Below are 17195 nucleotides of genomic sequence, written 5' to 3' on the forward strand. Positions count from 1 at the left end.
TGGCAATAATATTGCTGGAAATGGAACAAGGACTTAACCACTGGGTCGTATTCGCAAAATAATGGCTCTCCGGTATGCGCTTTCAGAGATACGGAAACACGGGACGGACCGAACGTGGTGGCGCAAGCGATTTCTGACGCACGCCGTGAGCCGATATTTCACTGACGTGCGGCGACCTCCCGCGACGCCGGTCGTCGAGAAGGACTGGGACAATCTCATCGTTCTGGACGCGTGCCGCTATGACCTCTTCGAGGAGGTTCATGCTGAGACCCCGCTGCCAGGGACACTAGAAAAGCGCCGGAGCGTTCAATCGGGAACGCCCGGATTTCTCACCGAAAATTTCGCTGATGGGGAGTTCCACGATACCGTGTACGTGACTGGGAATCCGTACGTGAACACGGACTTACCGGAGGAGACGTTCCACGCCGTCGAATCCGTCTGGAAGGACGGCTGGGACGACGACCTTCAGACGGTCCGGCCGCAAACAATGGCCGACCGCACGCTTTCGGTCGCCGAGAAGTATCCCGATAAACGAATCATCAGTCATTTTCTCCAGCCGCATGCGCCGTTCGTCGGTGACGTACAACTCGGTGAACGGGAGACGTTCGCAATCCGGGAACAGGCGATGGGGAACGAGAACGCGACAACTCGACATCGGACGCCGTTCGAGATGCTGGAAGCGGGAGAAGTCTCGTATGACGAAGTGTGGACTGCGTATAGGTCCAATCTCGAATCCTCATGGCCTGCCGTTCGGCAACTGCTCGAAAACCTGCAGGGATTGACGGCCGTCACCTCGGACCATGGAAACGCGATGGGTGAACGAGCATGGCCGTTCCCGATTCGGGTGTACGGCCATCCGCTCGGCATATTGATCCCCGCACTCACCGAGGTTCCATGGCTCACACATCAAAACGGTACCCGGAAGGACGTAAGTGCTGATCGACCGGTTGATGTGGACCGACAGGTTGACGAGAAGACCAATGAACGCCTGCGGATGCTCGGTTACGCGGAATAGACGGTGAATCCGTAGAGATACCCGAATCCGACACATGCAGTAAACAGCCACAGGAACAGGAGTTGTTTTCCCTGGCTAAGCGAGGGGCTGGTGAGGAGTTTTTTGATTCGATTGGGGGTAAAATCTACTAGCAAACGCTTCAAGAATTCGCTTTCTTCACCGCTCGTTTCTGGGAGTAATACTTCCATCGCTCGCTTGGAATACCCTTGCCAGAACGCGCGGTTTAGTAGCCACATTGCGTCGGTCCGATAGTCGAATACCTTGTGTTCGACTTCGGCGTTGGGGTTGTACCAAACCTGTTCACCGTATTCGTCCGCAAGTCGGGCACAGAGTTCGGTCTCGCCGCCCTGCAGGTTCTTATCGCCTTTCCTCCCACCAATGTCGGTGTCGAATCCTCCGAGGTCAAGGAACACGTCTCGACGGAACGAGAGGTTCGAACCGAAGGTATTGCGTACGTAGCCCGGACCATCAGCGAATCCGCGATGGGTGACGCCGACAAGCCAGTAGAACTCCTCGGGAAGGAAATCGGGCTTTCCAGCGACCCATCTCGGTGTCATCTTTCCACCAACAGCGAGGGCATCCTGCTCCTCGTAGCCCTGGACGAGTTCTTCGATCCATCGTTCGTCGGCGACGGCGTCATCATCGATAAAGGCGACAACCTCACCATCGGCGAGTTCTGCTCCCATGTTCCGGCTCTCCAGCAGTCCCATGTTCTCGTCGTTACAATGGGTGGCTACCCGATTATTCTCTCCGTAGTCGTCACGAACCCGTTCGTAGACAGCTTCCGTGCCGTCGACGACGACGACAAGTTCGACGTCGGCGTAGGTCTGTGTGAGCACGCTTTCAGCGGCTTCTCGGAAGTCGTCGTATCGCTCCATAGAATAGACACAGAGGACGACCGAGACTTTCATTCAGCGGGTGTATCCACGAACAGCCGATAAGCGTTGTGTCTGCGCTTCGCTAGTCTCTGTAGCCGAAAACACTTGTACACATGGTGGTAGAAAGAACGTATGCAAGCTGTCGTACTCGCCGCCGGCGAGGGAACGCGTCTCCGGCCTCTCACCGAAGATAAACCAAAGGCACTGGTCGAAGTCGACGGCCGGCCCATCCTGAGTCACTGTTTCGACCGACTCATCGAACTTGACGCGGACGAATTGCTCGTCGTCGTCGGTTACAAGAAAGAACGCATCATCGATTACTACGGCGACGAATATGAGGGCGTTCCGATTACGTATACCCACCAGCGGGAACCGAAGGGACTCGCCCACGCGCTCCTGACCGTCGAAGAGCAGGTTGATGACGACTTCATGCTCATCCTCGGGGACAACATCTTCGAGGCGAACCTCGCGGACGTGGTCAACCGTCAACGTGAGGACCGTGCCGATGCGGCCTTCCTCGTTGAAGAGGTGCCGTGGGAGGAAGCCTCCCGTTACGGCGTCTGTGACACGAACGACTACGGCGAGATAACAGAGGTCATCGAGAAACCTGACGACCCGCCGACGAACCTCGTGATGACCGGCTTCTACACGTTCACACCGGCCATCTTTCACGCCTGCCATCTCGTCCAGCCCTCCGACCGCGGCGAGTACGAGCTCTCGGATGCCATCGACCTCCTGATTCAGTCCGGTCGGACTATCGACGCCATCCGGATGGACGGCTGGCGTATCGACGTCGGCTATCCAGAGGACCGTGAGGAGGCCGAACGCCGCCTGCAGGAAGGCTATGAGGTAGATGACGAAGCCGAGGAAGCAAGCGCGGCTTCCGAATAGCGAATCGATTCCGGACGGCTTTTTGTACGGCCGAAGCGAGGAACGCCCATGCACGTACTCGTCACCGGCGGCGCCGGTTTCATCGGTGGCCATCTCGCGGAGGCCTTCCTCGAGGATGGCCACGATGTGACCGTTATCGACGCGATGGATCCCTTCTACGATCTGGGCATCAAAGAGTACACGCTGGATGTCCACCGCGAGGTGGCCGACCGTGAGGGCGTCGACTACGACTTCGTCGAGGGGGATATTCGTAACGAGGAGTTGGTCAACGAACTCGTTGACGAGGTCGATTACGTCTACCATCAGGCCGCCAAAGCCGGTGTCCGGCCGAGCGTCGAAGCCCCGCGGGAGTACGATGAGGTGAACGTCGACGGGACGCTCAACCTTCTGGACGCGGCCCGAAACACGGACCTCGAACGGTTCGTCATGGCCTCCTCGTCGTCGGTGTACGGCGGCCGCGAGGAGTACGTCCCCTTTTCGGAGACTGACCCAACGATGCCCGTCTCGCCGTACGGTGCCTCGAAACTCGCCGCCGAGCGCTACGCGTGTGCGTACAACGAGGTCTACGACGTGTCTGCGGTCGCCCTGCGGTACTTCACCGTCTACGGCCCACGGATGCGTCCGAATATGGCTATCTCGAATTTCGTCTCACGATGCCTGAACGACAAGCCACCCGTAGTCTACGGCGACGGCACCCAGACGCGTGATTTCACATATATCGCGGATATTATTGAGGCCAACCGGACGCTGCTGGACAGCGACGCCGCCGATGGAGAGGCCGTCAACATCGGGTCGACGGACAACATCGAGATTCGGACGTTGGCGAAGGAAATCCGCGACCAGCTCGCGCCCGAGTTGGAGATCGAATACGCCGAACGGTACGACGCCGACGCTGAACACACGCTTGCGGATACGTCGAAGGCCGAGCAGTTACTTGACTACGACCCAGACCACACCATCCGTGAAGGCGTCGAGAAGTTCATCGAGTGGTACCGACAGAACCGCGAGTGGTACGAGCCGCTCGTGATGGCATCGTAGGCTGGCTGCTCACTCGAGGGGCACGCTATCGGGTTCGAACCAGAAGGAGCGCCAGGAGGCCGGCCGTCAGCGAGAACCCGCCTAACACAACGAACAGTATCGACGTTGAGCCGTAGGTTCGGACGGCCCCGATAATCGCGGCGCCGAGGGCGCCGACGCCGAAGATGGCGAGATACGTATACCCGAACGAGAGGCCTCGCGACCCAGCGAGCGAGTACTTCGCGATGGTCGCCTGCGAGAGCGGCTGCATCGCGAACAGCGCGAATCCGACCAGGAAACTCACCGCCAACAGCCCCCACAGGCCCGTCTCGGCAGCCGGGACGAACAACAGGGCGAGCGTGGTGAGTAACCCGAGCATCAGCAACATCCCGCGGTCGGGTTCGATGCGTTCGGTGAGGCGGCCGCCCAGATACTGCCCGCCGATGCCGACCATCAGCAGGCCGGCGTACAGGTACTGCGCGAGGTCGAACTCCTCGGCAAGCGGGCTATCGGGGGCGAACAGGCCGAGGCGGGTGTCGCCGATGGTCACCGTGAGGAACTCGCCGAGCAGTTCGGGCAGGAACGTGACGACGCCGCGGTAGTAGAGGCCGTTGAACGCGACGATGACGAAGACGAGCGCGAAGCCGACCGTGAACAGCTGTCGGGTCTCTGCGAGGAATTCGGCGGGTGACGACGGGGGTTGTCGCTCGCCACCGTCGGCCATCTCGACGGCTGCCGTCGGGTCGAACTCGATAGAAAGCCCCACGACCGCGGCGATTAGCGCCGGCACCGCGAGAATCGCGACAACGAGTTCCCACTCGAAGACGAGCAAGAGCAGCGCGGTCACGAGTGGGCCAGCCGCGATACCGACGTTGCCGGCCATCCCGTGGTAGGCGAAGCCGCGCCCGCGTTCCCGGACGCCGTTGCTGATGAGCGTGAGGCCAGCGGGGTGATAGACGCTGGCTGCAGCGCCCCAGATGGCGATAGCCACTGTGATACCGACGACGTTCGGTGCGATACTCAATACTAGAAACGATAGCCCCATCCCGGCGAGACAGAGGCTGATGAGTCGCCGCGAGCCGAAGCGGTCGACCAGCAGGCCACCGGGCAGCGCGCCGACGCCGAAGAGCCCGTAGCCGACCGCGACGGCCCCGCCCAGGACGGCCGACGTCGTCGAGAACTCCAGGAGCCACACCGTCATCAGGATGGGTATTGACAGCTCGTAGATGTGGACCATCGCGTGGCCGGCCATCACGAATCCGACGATCGAACGGTCGTTCTCGTCCACGAAGGAGAGTATTCAACGATGACATAATAGACTCACGTCTGTCCGCTCGCAGAAGGAAGCCGCGAGAGGGTTCGACAACCGTCCGACACAGTCGGAGCGTTTATTCGCGTCGGATACAGAATGCAGGATATGACTGGCGGGTGGCGATATCGGATTGCGAGCGTCCTCGGGGTAGTCTCGCTTTCCGTGCTCGCTGTCCGCATCGCCAACGTGCCGGCGCTGCAGGCCGGATTCGCGCTCATTCCCGTTATCGGTCATCTGCCTTTCGAGCCGGCATATGGTGCGGAGTTCGCCTTCGAGGCCGCTACCACGGCGTTGGTTATGCTGGCAGCGCTCGTGCCGCTCTACAAGCCGCGGCCACGACGGATTCTCGACGCTGCCGAGCTGGCCACGCGACGTGTCTTGCTCGGCTGTATAGCGCTGGCCGCTATCGGCTACTTCGACTATACGTACCGGTTGCCGAGGGCAACGCTCGTGGTGGCGGGCGCGCTCGTCCTCGTCACGATTCCGCTGTGGTTCGTCGCGATTCGACGGCGTCCCCGCGGCGAGACCGGTCGGACGCTTATCGTCGGCGACGACCCTGAAACGATGGGTGATATCCTGAATGCGCTTAATGGTGGTGTCGTCGGCTACGTCTCGCCGCCGTCGGCGTACTTCGGAGCAGAAAGGGGACCCCAGCCGACGGTGCCAGCGAGCGCCGACGGCGGTCGACCGGAAACGCTCGACGAACTGGCATGTCTCGGTGGACTCTCGCGACTCGACGAGGTGCTGGTGGAGTACGATATCGACACAGTTGCGTTAGCGTTTGCTCAACCGGATCGCGCGGAGTTTTTCGGTACGTTAGACGCGTGCTACGAGTACGGTGTGACTGCGAAAGTCCACCGGGAACACGCCGATAGCGTGTTAACGACCGGCTTTGGAAGTGAGGAGTTAGTTGACGTAGACTTGGAGCCGTGGGATCCGCTAGACCACGTCATGAAGCGAATCTTTGATACAGCGTTTGCCGGGCTTGGATTACTCGCGCTGTCCCCCGTTATGTTGGTGATTGCGGCGGCGGTCAAACTGGAAGACGGCGGTTCGGTTCTATACAGACAAGAGCGGACGGCTTCGTTCGGTGATACGTTTCGGGTGTACAAATTCCGAAGTATGGTCGAGAACGTCGAAGACGCCGAACCGGTCGACGACGGGAAGAATCCCTATATTACACGAGTAGGCGCGGTGGTTCGTCGGACGCATCTCGACGAGATTCCACAGTTGTGGTCGATTCTAAAGGGTGACATGAGCGTTGTCGGCCCCCGTGCAGCGTGGGTCGAAGAGGAGGTGGAACTGGAATCAGTTGCTGATGACTGGCGGAAGCGCTGGTTCGTGAAGCCGGGTCTGACCGGGCTAGCGCAGATCAACGATGTTTCGAGTACCGAACCGGAGAAAAAGTTGCGCTACGACGTGGAGTACATTCGGCGGCAGTCACTGTGGTTCGATTTGAAGATCGTAGTGAGACAGATCTGGTTGGTCGGAAAGGACTTCATTAACTAGAGACGGATACCTATAATTCCTCTTCGAGAATAGAGACTATCTTTTCCGCTGAATTTCCATTCCCATACAGATGCGGATGTCCGGTCATCTCCTGTCGAATCGTTGGATTCTGATAAATCTCTCTGATTCGCTTGCTAAGATTCTTGGGTTCAACGAGCTCATTTACGCCGGCCTTGATAGTTTCCGGGCGCTCGGTATTCGGACGCACCGTAAGACAGGGGACTTCGAGTATCGAAGCTTCTTCTTGAATTCCTCCGGAATCGGTCGATACGAGGCGGGCGCTATTGAGGAGTTTAAGGAAATCGAGATAATTGAGAGGGTCTATGAAGCGAAGTGCTCCGTCTGAGTTGACGTCGATTCCCGCAAGAGCATCCTGGGTTCGCGGATGGACGGGAAAGATGACGGGGAACGACTGGTCATCTAGTGCGTCGATTATTTTCACGAGGCGATCCTGTTGATCCGTATTTCTGGGTCTGTGAATCGTCGCTACTGCGTATCGGTCTTCGCTGATTCCAAGTCGTTCGAGGACAGCAGATTGTTTCTCGGCGATTGGCGCATGCTCAAGACACGCGTCGACCACAGTATTACCGACCATCCAGACGTTCGTAGTAACCCCTTCTGCGGAAAGGTGTTCGACCGCTGTTTCAGTCGGGGCAAATGCTAAATCGGTCACTCGGTCCGCGAGGACTCGATTAACTTCTTCTGGCATCGACCGATCGAAACTCCGGATACCTGCTTCTATATGAGCAAACGCTGGATCCATCTTGCTCGTGGCGAGCGCAGCCGAGAGAACGGCGTTCGTATCGCCGAGTGCGACGACGGCGTCTGGAGATAGAGCGGTAATCGCTCGTTCGATTCCGCGAAGGGCTTCCGCGGTTTGCTCGCCCTGTGTACCACTCCCGATTCCGAGCCATTCGTCTGGTTTGGGTACTGATAGGGTTTCGAAGAACACGTCGCTCAGTTCGTCGTCGTAGTGCTGTCCGGTATGGATGAGTTGCGTCGAGAATTTCTCGGACGCTTCGGTGGCACGGATTACGGGCGCCAGTTTGATGATTTCCGGCCGAGTTCCGAGAACAAAGAGTAATTCGCGTGAATCTGTAGCCATCGGTTCTAATGGTCGCCTCTACAGGCCGAAACGGTTCGTACTGATTTAATCAGTCGGTTCGACTTCGAACGTGTCTGCGTTTTTGATTGCCTTGTCGACGCGGGTGGCGAGTTCCGGCCATCGGTGTTCCCGGTTTATGAATTCGACGCCTCGTTCACCCATCTCGCGTTGGAGATCATCGTCGTCTACGAGTTTCCGAACAGCATTGGCGACTTCCTCGGAATCGTTGTCGACGGCGAATCCAGCACCTGACTCTTCCGTAATTCGTTCGATTTCACGAAGGGAACTCGCTATATATGGGGTTCCAACTGCCATACTCTCGAGTAGTTTCGTAGGCCGTGCGTAGTCCAGATTTTGCCCCTGTTTGAGGGGCACGAAACTCGAAGTCGCTTCAGCAAGAATCTTGGGAATTTCCTCCCGGGGAACGACGCCCTCGAACCTCACACGGCCGGTCAAGCCTTCCTCCCTACAGAGGGCTTCGAGTTCCTCGCGACGCTTTCCGGTTCCAACCAAACGGAGTTCTGCAACGTCCTCCAGATGCTTGAACGCAAGAATGAATGGACGGAGTGCATGGGCTTCGCCCATATTCCCGGTGTAGACGACCGTATCAGTATCCGCTGAACCTGGTTGTGGTGCAAACAATTCCTCATCCACCCCGAAGGGAACGAGCGTAAACCGGTCCATCGAAACATCGTACTTTTCTGCGAAATGTGCTGCCATCGTCTGGGTGATCACGAGAACGTGATTCGAATTCTGAATTGCCCGTCGCTCTAGTTCAGCAATGAACCGATACGGAACAGTATCCTTCTCAACATAGCCCAGATCGAGCGCGTTGTCGAGCCACAAATCGAAGATATCCGGCATCCACGCCAATCCCAGAGTCTTCCCCACGATTCCCGGTAGAAACGTCGTGTGAGGGGCGGAGACGGTGACAATCGTATCGTATCGCCAAAAGTTACACAGCACGTATAGACTGGCGAAGAGCGAAAACAGTACGTAATTTAAAATACGTCCCAGATTCGACTCTTCCGACGTCGAATCGGATTTCGGCTGGTACGTCCACAGTCGTGTAACCGGAACGCCATCGAGTCGGTCCCGTTCGAGCGGCTTCCATGTTCGGTCGAATTCGCCGTAGGGGAACGATGGGGGCGGACAGATAACCCGACAATCATGGTCATCTGGCAGTTGTTCGGCGAGTTTCTTCCAACGGTGGGCACCGCCCAGAGATTCTGGTGAGAAGAAATGTGAAACGATGAGTGTTCGCGTCATTTCGGAGATGGAGTGAGACGCTCGATTGCGGCACCCTCGAATCGGGCCGCGAGGATACGCTGGTCGGCCAGCCACTCGCGAAGTTCGTTTAGTTCCGCGACCGTCTCGTCGTGGGCAACAAGTTCGACGATAACATCCGGGCCTTCTCGTTCGACCAGCGCCCGTAGGTCGTCATACGTCTCTTTGGGGGCATGACGGTCGTAGTGGCTCACCGAGTAGCCATCTAACCGCAGGTCTTCGACGACGGCCCTTGCTGGACTGTTCCGCTGGTCGTAGGTATCCGGTTTGTATGCCATCCCAAGCGCAAGGATATCCGGGTCAGTATACTCCGCGACGAGACGACGGATGCGTTTGGCGGCACGGTCCGGCATGAGATCGTTCACACGTCGTGCAGTCGTAATCAGGTTGGTATGCTCCGGGTCGACTTCGTTGAGGAACCAAGGATCGATAGGCAGGCAATGTCCGCCAACTCCGATTCCGGGTGTGAGAATATCCACGCGGGGATGCTTGTTAGCCAACTCGATGACGTGCTCGATATCGATGTCAAGCTCGTCACCGATGAGGGCGAACTCGTTGGCGATTGCGACGTTGATATCCCGGAACGTGTTCTCCATCAGTTTGCACAACTCAGCCGAAAGCAGGTCCGTCGTGTAGACATCCCCCTGGAGGAACGGCTCATAGATTTCCGCCGCCGCCTCGGCGCATTCGGGTGTTGTCCCCCCAATAATGCGGTCGTTATGAACAATCTCTTCGAAGACGTCCCCCGGGAGGATTCGCTCCGGGGAATGGGCGAGGTGAACGTCCTCGCCTGGAGTGAAATCAGCGTCCCCCAGTATGTTCGATATGAGGGTTTCGCAGGTCCGCGGCGGAATCGTCGACTCGACGTTCAGCACGTCGCCCGACTCGATATACGGCAGTACTGACTCGATGGCTGCTTCGACGTGTGAAAGGTCGGGGCTCTTTTCGGGATCCGTGAGCGGCGTCGGTACCGAGATGACGAACGCGTCTCCCTCCTCGGGTGTCGTCTGAGCGATAAGATTCTCCTGAACCGTTTCGTCTTCGAGGAGTCGCTGTAACTCCTCCTCATCGAGGTTTAGGGACGCATCGTTGATCGCTTTCGTGAGATTTTCGTCGATATCTACACCGACTACTTCGACTTCGTTTTTCGCGAGTTGGAGCGCCAGCGGGAGTCCGACAAAGCCCGTCCCGACGACGACGACCTTCTCGATTTCAGACATCGTATTCGTCTTTCATCCACTCGATGGTCTTGGGGATACCTTCCTCGAGAGAGGTACTCGGGTCATGATCGAGGTCTTGCTTTGCCTTCTCGATGCTCGCCTTCTTGTTCAGCGTGTTGTGCTCTTCGCGTCCGCGATATTCGACCTTCGAGTCGTCCTTACCGAGATGATCGAGGATCAAATCGGAGAGTTCCTTGATATTACGATAGTCCGTACTCGCGATGTTGTACACTTCGCCGGGTTTGAAGTTATCTACGACATTTGCGAGTGTGTTTACGGTGTCCCCGATATAGGTGAAGGACCGGTGATGGTCGTCGTAGACGTGATACGGTTCGTCGTGAAGTGCTCGGTAACAGAACTTGGCGACGACGCTTCGATATTCGCTGTAATACTCGCCAGGCCCGTATGTATTGAAAAGGCGAACGCGGACCGTCTCGGTATCATGTCGGTCCGCAGAGTTGAGAATCTGCATCTCGTTGACCCACTTCGAAATGGCGTAATCGTTGAGTTGGCGAACGGGTTTCTCGTGGGGGACTGACTCCTCCATTAGTCCGTCGTAGTCGCCGTATACCTCGCTAGACGAGGAGAATATCATCCGGAAGTCATGTTTCTGCTGGAGGCGAATCATGTTCTTCGTTCCGGTCGCGTTTGACTGCCACATCGTCTCGTAGAAGTCCTCGCCGTTGTTCCGGCCGAACTCGGCACCGAGATGATAGACGTAATCGAATTCACGGTCGGCAAAGACGCGTTCGAGTTGGCGGTACTCCGATACGTCGACGCGGTAGTACTTCTCGCGTTCGTTCCACGGCAAATCGGCGACCCAGACGTCATGGCCTCTGGATTCGAGTTCGTCGACGAGAGGGGAACCGACGGCCCCGAGGCCACCAGTAACGAGGATATCGCTCATAGATTCTCTGGCCTTGCCGTGAGATTACATCTTTCGGTTCGTTCAAATCGAAATTTCACCCTTTATTCCTATTCCTAAAATGTGATTAATGGTGGATATCTACCAATACCTTTGCGACATCAATCTGAAACCCATCGTAATAGCTGGCTTCTCAGCTTACAGTATGGTATTCGACTGATATATGAAGATTGACGGTATTTTATCCCCGGAATGAATGTTACCTGTGAGTAGGATACTTCGATCTCGCAGCTTTACCCGAGAATTTTCCGCGAGAGTCGTTCCCGTCGCGCGTTGAAATTCTGAAGCACATGACTTATTGATGTGCGTAGCCTTTTGCTCTTCAAGTCGCTGGCGTTGTAGGGTTTTGAATACATGAGTAATGACGATATCCCTTGGCGAGACAAACTCGCTTCGATATACGAGGTTGTGGAACATCGGCCACTCTACACGTTTGGTGTCATCGCTCTCGGTCTCGTATCGGCGGTCCTCGAGGGAATAGGCATCAGCTTTCTCGTACCGATCATCGACCAAGCTCAGTCGAGCGGCGGCGAACCGGACGGCATCGCGGGAGTATTTTTTACGATGTATGACTTCCTCGGCGTCCCGTTTACGCTGGAGACGATTGTCCTCGGTGTGTCGCTCATAATGACGTTACGGTTCACCACCAGTTTCAGCGTTTCGTGGCTTCAGGCCCGGTTGCAGGCCGACTACGTTACTCATCTACGGAACCGGGCCTACGAGTCGACCCTCGACGCGCGAATAGAGTATTTCGATCGCGAGGGTTCTGACCGGATATTGAACGCGATTATCACACAGGCGATGGAAGCCGGGAAGGTAATCAAGTGGCTTATCAACATTGTCCGTGAAACGTTGTTGAGTCTGATATACCTCTCAATTGCGTTGTATCTAGCTCCGTTGTTGACGCTCGTCACCGTCGTTGCTCTCGGTGGATTTACGGTCTTCATCCGTTCCATACTCTCACCCGGATACGACGTCGGAGGGTTCGTCGCCCAAGCCAACGAGGACGTCCAAGAAGCTACACAGGCGGGGACACAAGGAATTCGTGACATCAAACTGTTCGGGATGGCAGACGAGATGCTCGAACAGTTCCGCAGGAACGTGGCCGAGGTAGCCGACTCAACGGTCCATCTCCGCCGAAACGAAGCGGCGATGAATAACTTCTATCAGCTCGTCGCAGCGGTGACGGTGTTCGTACTGATTTACGCCGCTGTTGGGTACACGTCCCTCTCTCTCGCAAGTCTGGGCCTATTCCTGTTCGCCATTTTCAGGCTGGCCCCTCGGGCGAGTCGTCTCAACAACCTCGTCTACAAGGCGGAAGGTGGCCTCCCTCACCTCGTCCGGACACAGGAGTTCATCGCAGAACTGGAGGAGGCTGTCGAACCTGTCCATGGCACCCGCGATCCCCCGAAGACGGTCACGCGACTCGCGGCGGATTCGGTATCGTTTTCCTATGATACGAGCCAGAAGGTCCTGAAGGACGTCTCGTTTGAGGCTGACCGGGGAGAATTCGTCGCCTTCGTCGGTCAGTCCGGTGCTGGAAAGTCGACAATCGTGTCACTCCTCGCCCGCTTCTACGAGCCGGACGCTGGAACCATCAAGGCCAACGGGGTGGACATCAAGGAGTTCGACAGGGAGCGATGGCGCTCCAAGGTCGCCGTGGTCCGACAGAACCCGTACATCTTCAACGACACTTTGCGGTACAACCTGACCGTCGCGAACCGGAATGCCAGTCAGGCCGAGGTCGAACAGGCCTGCGAGATCGCACAGGTGACAGAGTTCACCGACGATCTCCCGGCCGGACTCGATACGGTCCTTGGTGACGACGGCGTCCGTCTCTCTGGTGGACAACGTCAGCGCATCTCCATTGCTCGAGCCCTGCTCAAGAACGCGGACGTACTGGTGCTGGACGAGGCGACGAGCGACCTCGACACCTCCCTGGAAGAGCGCGTCCACGCCGCCATCACCTCCCTCGACGAAGAGTATATCACGTTGGTCGTGGCACACCGACTTTCGACCATCAGGGACGCCGACCGTATCTACGTCATGGAAGACGGTGAAGTCATCGAGACGGGTCGGCACGAAGAACTCATCGAACGCCGAGGGAAGTACACGGAGTTATACACCAAACAGGCGACCCAAACTGACTCGGGGGTCCACACCTAACGCGCTCCGGGAACCATCTACTGGACCAAATCAACGAACTCTTCCACGACAGTCTCGACCGCAAATCGGTCGAGAGCAGCCGTCGCGGCCTCCACGCGGCGTCTTCGCTCCTCGGGAGCTGTCAGCGCTGACTCAAGCGTCTCGGCGCAGGCGGCCACATCGTTCTTCGGGAACAGGAACCCGGCATCTCCGCATAGCAGAATTTCCTTAGGTCCGGAGGGACAGTCGGATGCGACTATCGCCGTCCCTACGGCTTGCGTCTCAATCAGCGTGAGTGGAAGTCCCTCCCACTCGGACGTGCTCGCCAGGAGTGTGGCCTGTTTCACCGCAGGCCAGGGATTCTGTTTGAACCCCACGAAGTCGACAGAGTCTTCGATACCCAGTTCTTGAGTCAGTTCCTCCAGCGCGTCCCGCTCTTCACCGTCGCCGACGACTACCAGCCGATATGGAGGATTGGTGTCGGCCGGTTCAGTATCCTTCAGTTCTGCCCATGCCTTGAGGAGGATGTCGACCCGTTTCTGACTAGTGAGGCGGGAGACGTTGATGACCGTGTTGTTCTCTGCCCCGAGCCAGGGGTGGTCCGGTTCCCTGGCATCGGCCTCTGCCCTGATGTGTTCGATGTCTACCGGGTTGTAAATGATTTCGACTTTATCTTCGCGGATACCGTGGTTGTGGATTAGGTCCTCTGCAGCCTCTTCCGCCACGGTGTGGACCACGTCCGCGTAGGTGTTGTACTCGTGTCTGAAACGGTTTCTGTAGTACCACCCGAACCAGCCTTCGTGAGCGTCCGCCCGCTCGATATTACTCGTCACGTGGCAGTTCTCGCTCACGACCAGGTCGAAATCGTCGTAGAACCGTTTGACCAGACAGAGGGCGAGCGATTCGAACTGGTTAACAGCGATGACAGTTTCCGGTTGAACCTGTTTGAGCAACCGGTAGTATGCGAGTACGCGAAACGGTGCCCGAATCCCTGGAATCGGTCGCTGAATTTTGTCCAGTTCGAACACCGGGACTGCCGCGTCGAACTGGGACTCGAATCTGCCTTCGGTGTTGTGAAGAGATAGGCCGACGGCCGGACCGCTTTCGGGCCAGTTGTTGAGAATCTTGATGAAGACTCGCTGGACCCCCAGCGCCGCGAAGTTGTTCATCGCGATTAATACTTCGATGTCCTCGTCTTCCATGCCGCTTAGGTCGTCGCTCAGGAAAATTAGTGTTCTGATGACTCAGAATCACGCCGTCCGGTACCAGTCGTGGACGGGCCGGTCCGAGGGCTCACTCCGTCCACGGTGCGAACTCGTACGAAACGTATCGCTTGCGGCGGTCGATGGCGTCGATTCGGGCTAAATCCTCTTCATCCAGCTCTAAGTCTTTAGCCTCCATATTCGACCGGAGGTGCGCACCGCGAGTACCGGGAATCGCAGCGATACGGTCTCGATGAAGGAGCCACGCAAGTGCCACCTGGGCGGGATTCGCTCCGTACTCATCGGCGATCGCCTGTATGTCGGGATCTTCGAGGACATCGCCGTGTGCCAGCGGCGTATGTGCTACGAGCCAGGCGTCGATATCGTCAACTATGTCGTGGAGTTGGCGTTGCTGGAGGTATGGGTGACACTCCGCTTGGACCGCGAATATCCGTCCGGGGACGACGGCCTCCGCTTCACGGACCAGTTTCGGCGTGAAGTTACTGAGGCCGATATGCCCGATTAGTCCGTCGTCCTGTAAATCGGCTAACGTGAGGAGCGTGGACTCGGGGTCGTAGGTGTGGGCCGGCCAGTGAACGTACACCAGATCCAGCGTCTCGACGCCGAGCCGTTCCGTACTCTCCCTGACCTCCGCACGGACGTCGGCTGGTTGCAACCGTTTCGAGTGAACCTTCGTGGCGAGAAAGACTGAATCCCGGTCCACGTCCGAGTGTGTTAGCGCCTCGCCGATTGCCGACTCGTTATCGTACTGTCGCGCAGTGTCGATGTGCCGATACCCGATGGACAGGGCTTTCGTGACCGTCTCGCGGCATTTGGGTCCACGCATGCTGCCGGTCCCGAGCCCCAGTTCGAAGTCGGCTTTGGAGGTCAGGCCGTCGCCAGAGTTCATCGAGAATCAGAATTGCCTGTTATCGCGGACGACTTTCGAAGCCTTGTAAATCCCTTCTGGCGTTCCGGCATCGAACCACTCCCCGTCGAATACCTCGTATTCGAGTTGCCCACGTTCGACGTAGGCTTTGTTGACGTCCGTTATCTCGTACTCGCCGCGGTCGGAGGGTTCCAGGTCGTCGATAATATCGAAGACGTCGCTCGTGTACCGGTACAGGCCGAGAACCGCGTAATCGGAGGGTGGGTCGTCAGGCTTCTCGTCCAAGCGTGTCACTTTACCGTCGTCAATCGTGGCGACGCCATATGCAGCCGGCTCATCCACCTGCTTGACGAAGATTTTGGCTCCTGGGCTGTCGAGTGAGAGCATCTCACGAGTCAGATCACCGATGAGGATGTTGTCGCCGAGCAGAACGACGAATTCGTCATTGACGAAGTTCTCTGCGAGCCCGACACCATGTGCGATACCCTTTGGCTCCGACTGGACTTTGTAGTTGAAGTCTGCGTCGAAGTCCTCCTCCAGTAGTTCGATGTACTTACCGATGTGATCGGCGTTACTGATAACGAGGATGTCGTCGATGCCGGCCCCGAGGAGCGTCTCGACGGGATAGTAGATCATTGGACGGTCGTAGATAGGAATGACGTGTTTGTTGACAACACGGGTGGTAGGACGGAGGCGAGTCCCCTTCCCACCTGCGAGAATTACGCCCTTCATGTCTCTCAAACCTACCGACAAATACTAAAACGTTGCCGTGACTTGAGATAGGTGTATGTCGTCACAGTCGGTCCTCGTCCTCGGCGGCGCTGGGTTCATCGGTTCCAACTTCGCTCGACACGCGATCCGTACCTTCGAGTCCGTGGTCGTATTCGACAAACTCACGTACGCCGGCAACACCGAGAAACTACCCACGGCGTCGGATGCACTAACATTCGTACAGGGAGACGTTAGAGACCGGGGGGCGCTCCGCGAGGTGTACGATGAGGTGGACATCGTCGTAAACTTTGCAGCCGAATCACACGTCGACCGCTCCATCGAATCCGGACGTGAGTTCGTCACGAACAACGTCGAGGGGTGCTTCGTCGCGATGGACCTCGTCCGGGAGACGGACGTAGACCGCTTTGTACAGATTTCTACCGACGAGGTTTACGGGAGCACTACGGAGGGGTCGTTCACGGAGTCCGACCCACTTGACCCGAGTTCGCCCTATTCGGCAAGCAAAGCCAGCGCCGACCTCTTCGTAAATGCCCTCTGGGAAACCTACGACCTTCCCATTTCTGTCGTTCGACCTACGAACGTATACGGACCGAGACAACACGTAGAAAAGCTCATCCCCAAGTTCACGCTTAGAGCGCTACGCGGCGAAGAACTCCCGCTATACGGCGACGGTTCCAACGTCAGGCAGTGGCTGTACGTCGATGACCTCTGTGAGGCGCTGGTGGCCGTCCTCGAGGATGGCGATTCCACTATCTACAACGTCGGTGGTCCGGATGAACGCTCGAACCTCGAAGTGACAAATGCCATACTCAATCACTTGGGGGCGTCCTCTGATCTGATCACCTTTGTCGAGGACCGAAAAGGCCACGATCAGCGGTACTCGCTTGACGCTAGTCGAATCAGGGACGAACTCGGATTCGAACCGACCGTCAACTTCGAGGTGGGGATTGAACGAACCGTCAACTGGTACCGCGAGCATCGAGATTGGTACGAGTAACTTCTGTCGGCATCATCTCTGTACGATTCCAGTTCGGAAATGACGGGTCGAGAAGGCAATAAGGCTATTAG

General features: G+C 57.3%; 15 protein-coding genes. 6 read left to right on the plus strand and 9 right to left on the minus strand.

Going from position 1 to position 17195, the window contains the following annotated elements; genetic code table 11:
• The first annotated feature begins 61 nt into the window (after positions 1-61).
• Positions 62-1015: a hypothetical protein gene (locus HWV23_RS14200; protein ID WP_178291045.1), complete on the plus strand. Its 954-nt coding sequence runs from the start codon at positions 62-64 to the stop codon at positions 1013-1015.
• Here HWV23_RS14200 and aglG read toward each other — a convergent pair.
• On the minus strand, positions 1003-1926 hold the full coding sequence (aglG, locus tag HWV23_RS14205; protein WP_178291046.1) for a glucosyl-dolichyl phosphate glucuronosyltransferase: 924 nt from the start codon (positions 1924-1926) through the stop codon (positions 1003-1005). The two genes, HWV23_RS14200 and aglG, sit on opposite strands and share 13 nt — an antisense overlap.
• 99 nt (positions 1927-2025) lie before the next feature.
• Between aglG and aglF the strand changes: the two genes are divergently transcribed.
• Both aglF and HWV23_RS14215 read left to right on the plus strand, forming a co-directional pair.
• On the plus strand, positions 2026-2784 hold the full coding sequence (gene aglF, locus HWV23_RS14210) for a UTP--glucose-1-phosphate uridylyltransferase AglF (RefSeq protein ID WP_178291047.1): 759 nt from the start codon (positions 2026-2028) through the stop codon (positions 2782-2784).
• Between the two features lie 48 nt (positions 2785-2832).
• Entirely contained in the window at positions 2833-3822 is a 990-nt protein-coding gene (locus HWV23_RS14215) for a GDP-mannose 4,6-dehydratase (protein WP_178291048.1), read from the plus strand.
• A gap of 25 nt (positions 3823-3847) precedes the next feature.
• Here the strand turns inward: HWV23_RS14215 and HWV23_RS14220 are convergent, their stop codons facing one another.
• Positions 3848-5089: an MFS transporter gene (locus HWV23_RS14220; RefSeq protein ID WP_211693260.1), complete on the minus strand. Its 1242-nt coding sequence runs from the start codon at positions 5087-5089 to the stop codon at positions 3848-3850.
• Between the two features lie 129 nt (positions 5090-5218).
• Here HWV23_RS14220 and HWV23_RS14225 point away from each other — a divergent pair, with 129 nt between their 5' ends.
• Positions 5219-6622: a sugar transferase gene (locus tag HWV23_RS14225; protein WP_178291049.1), complete on the plus strand. Its 1404-nt coding sequence runs from the start codon at positions 5219-5221 to the stop codon at positions 6620-6622.
• A 10-nt stretch (positions 6623-6632) separates the two neighbouring features.
• On the opposite strand, the gene wecB is transcribed toward HWV23_RS14225, so the two are convergent.
• From wecB to HWV23_RS14245, 4 genes are read right to left on the minus strand one after another with little or no spacing between them, the layout of a single operon-like run.
• On the minus strand, positions 6633-7727 hold the full coding sequence (wecB, locus tag HWV23_RS14230) for a non-hydrolyzing UDP-N-acetylglucosamine 2-epimerase (protein WP_178291050.1): 1095 nt from the start codon (positions 7725-7727) through the stop codon (positions 6633-6635).
• Positions 7728-7772: 45 nt separating this feature from the next.
• On the minus strand, positions 7773-8996 hold the full coding sequence (locus tag HWV23_RS14235) for a glycosyltransferase family 4 protein (protein ID WP_178291051.1): 1224 nt from the start codon (positions 8994-8996) through the stop codon (positions 7773-7775).
• Entirely contained in the window at positions 8993-10234 is a 1242-nt protein-coding gene (locus tag HWV23_RS14240; protein ID WP_178291052.1) for a nucleotide sugar dehydrogenase, read from the minus strand. The genes HWV23_RS14235 and HWV23_RS14240 overlap by 4 nt, the downstream gene beginning before the upstream one ends.
• Positions 10227-11141, minus strand: a complete 915-nt coding sequence (locus HWV23_RS14245; protein ID WP_178291053.1) for an NAD-dependent epimerase/dehydratase family protein — start codon at positions 11139-11141, stop codon at positions 10227-10229. The genes HWV23_RS14240 and HWV23_RS14245 overlap by 8 nt, the downstream gene beginning before the upstream one ends.
• A 372-nt stretch (positions 11142-11513) precedes the next feature.
• Here HWV23_RS14245 and HWV23_RS14250 point away from each other — a divergent pair, with 372 nt between their 5' ends.
• A complete protein-coding gene (locus HWV23_RS14250) occupies positions 11514-13325 on the plus strand; it encodes an ABC transporter ATP-binding protein (RefSeq protein ID WP_178291054.1) in 1812 nt (603 codons plus the stop codon).
• 17 nt (positions 13326-13342) lie between these two features.
• Here HWV23_RS14250 and HWV23_RS14255 read toward each other — a convergent pair whose 3' ends face one another.
• The 3 genes from HWV23_RS14255 to HWV23_RS14265 all read right to left on the minus strand — a co-directional run bounded on the left by HWV23_RS14255 (position 13343) and on the right by HWV23_RS14265 (position 16127).
• Positions 13343-14506 carry a glycosyltransferase gene (locus HWV23_RS14255; protein ID WP_178291055.1) on the minus strand — a complete coding sequence of 388 codons (1164 nt, stop codon included), beginning with the start codon at positions 14504-14506 and terminating at the stop codon, positions 13343-13345.
• A gap of 91 nt (positions 14507-14597) precedes the next feature.
• Entirely contained in the window at positions 14598-15416 is an 819-nt protein-coding gene (locus HWV23_RS14260) for an aldo/keto reductase (RefSeq protein WP_178291056.1), read from the minus strand.
• A gap of 6 nt (positions 15417-15422) precedes the next feature.
• Entirely contained in the window at positions 15423-16127 is a 705-nt protein-coding gene (locus HWV23_RS14265; protein ID WP_178291057.1) for a sugar nucleotidyltransferase, read from the minus strand.
• Between the two features lie 55 nt (positions 16128-16182).
• Between HWV23_RS14265 and rfbB the strand changes: the two genes are divergently transcribed.
• Positions 16183-17124, plus strand: coding sequence for a dTDP-glucose 4,6-dehydratase (gene rfbB, locus HWV23_RS14270; RefSeq protein ID WP_178291058.1), 942 nt, complete (start codon positions 16183-16185; stop codon positions 17122-17124).
• Positions 17125-17195: the final 71 nt, after the last annotated feature.

Origin of the sequence: Natronomonas halophila (assembly GCF_013391085.1) — an archaeon.
GTDB classification, from domain to species: domain Archaea; phylum Halobacteriota; class Halobacteria; order Halobacteriales; family Haloarculaceae; genus Natronomonas; species Natronomonas halophila.

Coding starts and splice junctions, on each gene's coding strand:
- HWV23_RS14200 (WP_178291045.1), top strand. CDS start 62: ATGGCTCTCCGGTATGCGCTTTCAGAGATACGGAAACACGGGACGGAC.
- aglG (WP_178291046.1), bottom strand. CDS start 1,926: ATGAAAGTCTCGGTCGTCCTCTGTGTCTATTCTATGGAGCGATACGAC.
- aglF (WP_178291047.1), top strand. CDS start 2,026: ATGCAAGCTGTCGTACTCGCCGCCGGCGAGGGAACGCGTCTCCGGCCT.
- HWV23_RS14215 (WP_178291048.1), top strand. CDS start 2,833: ATGCACGTACTCGTCACCGGCGGCGCCGGTTTCATCGGTGGCCATCTC.
- HWV23_RS14225 (WP_178291049.1), top strand. CDS start 5,219: ATGACTGGCGGGTGGCGATATCGGATTGCGAGCGTCCTCGGGGTAGTC.
- wecB (WP_178291050.1), bottom strand. CDS start 7,727: ATGGCTACAGATTCACGCGAATTACTCTTTGTTCTCGGAACTCGGCCG.
- HWV23_RS14235 (WP_178291051.1), bottom strand. CDS start 8,996: ATGACGCGAACACTCATCGTTTCACATTTCTTCTCACCAGAATCTCTG.
- HWV23_RS14240 (WP_178291052.1), bottom strand. CDS start 10,234: ATGTCTGAAATCGAGAAGGTCGTCGTCGTCGGGACGGGCTTTGTCGGA.
- HWV23_RS14245 (WP_178291053.1), bottom strand. CDS start 11,141: ATGAGCGATATCCTCGTTACTGGTGGCCTCGGGGCCGTCGGTTCCCCT.
- HWV23_RS14250 (WP_178291054.1), top strand. CDS start 11,514: ATGAGTAATGACGATATCCCTTGGCGAGACAAACTCGCTTCGATATAC.
- HWV23_RS14255 (WP_178291055.1), bottom strand. CDS start 14,506: ATGGAAGACGAGGACATCGAAGTATTAATCGCGATGAACAACTTCGCG.
- HWV23_RS14260 (WP_178291056.1), bottom strand. CDS start 15,416: ATGAACTCTGGCGACGGCCTGACCTCCAAAGCCGACTTCGAACTGGGG.
- HWV23_RS14265 (WP_178291057.1), bottom strand. CDS start 16,127: ATGAAGGGCGTAATTCTCGCAGGTGGGAAGGGGACTCGCCTCCGTCCT.
- rfbB (WP_178291058.1), top strand. CDS start 16,183: ATGTCGTCACAGTCGGTCCTCGTCCTCGGCGGCGCTGGGTTCATCGGT.